This window comes from Bradyrhizobium sp. KZN70725 (assembly GCF_055264925.1).
This window is the reverse complement of sequence record NZ_JBUYWT010000216.1, coordinates 1-466: the sequence shown is the minus strand read 5'-3', so window position 1 is coordinate 466 and position 466 is coordinate 1. Positions and strand designations below refer to the sequence as shown.

Here is a 466-nt window from a genome sequence, read left to right as displayed (position 1 = left end):
GACGGCGGAATTCAAGGCGGGTCTGCGCACGAACTCGGTGCCTCGGGTCGCCACCGATCTGATGATCAAGTTGTCTAAAGCGGTGACCGATCAGGAGCTCAGAGAGGCTGGAGCCTACTTTGCATCGATCAAGCCGAGATCGAACATTGCGGTCGTAGAGACCGACGCCGTGCCGAAAACGCATGTCAGAGACTTGTTCTTGGCTTCGGTGAATGGCACCGAGAAAGAGCCCATCGGTCAGCGCATCATAGAGATCCCAGAAAACGTCGAACACTTTGTCAGCCGGGACTCGCGCGCTCGTTTCATCGCCTACGTCCCGGTCGGCAGCGTTCAGAAAGGGCGGGCTCTGGCAACTAACAGCGATCTGCGCGTCCAGTGCGCGGCCTGTCACGGCGCTGACCTCAAAGGGACCGTTGCCGCGCCTGGGATTGCGGCGCGTTCGCCGACTTACATGTTCCGGCAACTC

1 protein-coding gene is annotated in these 466 nt (G+C 59.9%); it reads left to right on the top strand.

Annotated features, from left to right (window positions below; all coding sequences use genetic code 11):
* The coding region (locus ACZBJS_RS42785; protein ID WP_463440365.1) for a c-type cytochrome at nucleotides 1-466 on the top strand (466 nt) is incomplete at both ends.